At 69.4% G+C, this 1,138-nt stretch carries 2 protein-coding genes; both read left to right on the forward strand.

What is annotated here, in order from left to right; all coding sequences use genetic code 11:
* The first annotated feature begins 142 nt into the window (after positions 1–142).
* Complete coding sequence (locus ON31_RS34370; protein ID WP_051036562.1) at positions 143–682, forward strand: hypothetical protein; 540 nt, start codon at positions 143–145, stop codon at positions 680–682.
* The gene (locus ON31_RS00050) at positions 679–984 is read left to right on the forward strand and encodes a hypothetical protein (RefSeq protein WP_039807886.1); all 306 of its coding nucleotides are present in this window, start codon (positions 679–681) and stop codon (positions 982–984) included. The genes ON31_RS34370 and ON31_RS00050 overlap by 4 nt, the downstream gene beginning before the upstream one ends.
* Positions 985–1,138 lie beyond the last annotated feature (154 nt).

Below are 1,138 nucleotides of genomic sequence, written 5' to 3' on the forward strand. Positions count from 1 at the left end.
GACCGACGCCGACACCGTCGAGCACCGCGCCACTGCGAAGAGGGCAGCCGAGCAGGTGTCGGTCAAGGTTGTCGACGCCGAAGCCGTGAAGCAGCGCGCCGCCGCGAACAAGGCCCGCGCGGCAGCGAACAAGGGCGCGTAGGTGACTGCGCCGCTGCTGTCGCTGGCCGAGTATCAGGCGCTCGCCGCCGGAACCGGTCTCGAACAGGCCCGCCTCGACGGCGTGATCGGCGATATCCGGGACTACTGCGGATGGCACATCGCGCCCACGGCAACCGAGACGATCACTCTCGACGGCAGCGGCGCGGCCGTGGTGCAGGTGCCGACACTGCGGTTGTCGGCCGTCGCGTCGGTCGCCGAGAACGGCGTCGTCATTCCCGCCACCGAATACGAATGGTCGGAGGACGGCACCTTGCGGCGGCTGCCGCTGGGCCGATGCTGGACCAACCGGTACCGGTCCGTCGTCGTCGAATGCACGCACGGCTACGCCGAGGTGCCCGCGCCGATCGTGTCCGTCGTGCTTGATGCGACCTCGTCGGCCCTGTCCGGTCCGGTCGGATCGGGCGGCGAGCTGCCGGAAACGATGGGGCCGTTCACCTTCGGCGGCACCAAGGGCGCGGGCGCGTTCACCGCGGCGCAACTGCGCGTGCTCGACCGCTACAAGGTGAACCCGCGCCCATGAGCGAAACCGTGACCCGCCACCGCGGCGGCGGATTCGACAGCGACAACAACCCGCTGCCGTGGGTCGACACCGTGCTCGCCGTCCTGGCGGTCGCCCCCGGCGCGACAGCCGAATACGTCGACCGTGGCCGCGACGGCGACCGCGTCGAGTTCTCGATCTACCACGTACCCGAGCTGGACATCACCAACCGCGACGAGGTGACCGTGCGCGGCCGACGCTGCCGCGTGCAGGTCGAACAGTGGCGCTCACCGCACAGTAGCCGTACCGGCACGGTGGTGCTGTGCAGCAGCGGAGAGGGGTAGGCGATGGCTCGCCCGAAAGTCCGGCTGCACAACGTGAACGTCGGCAAATTGCTGCAACAGCGATTCGTGAACAGCGTCAATGATCTCGCGTACGCGCTCGGGGCCGAGGCGGGCGACGAGGCGTTCGTCGAGGAGTATTCGACCGACCGCTCGG

The organism is Nocardia otitidiscaviarum NBRC 14405 (assembly GCF_000308635.1).
GTDB lineage: Bacteria > Actinomycetota > Actinomycetes > Mycobacteriales > Mycobacteriaceae > Nocardia > Nocardia otitidiscaviarum.

Excerpts from the sequence above, each read along its gene's own strand:
- ON31_RS00050 (WP_039807886.1), top strand. The coding sequence starts at position 679 with ATGAGCGAAACCGTGACCCGCCACCGCGGCGGCGGATTCGACAGCGAC.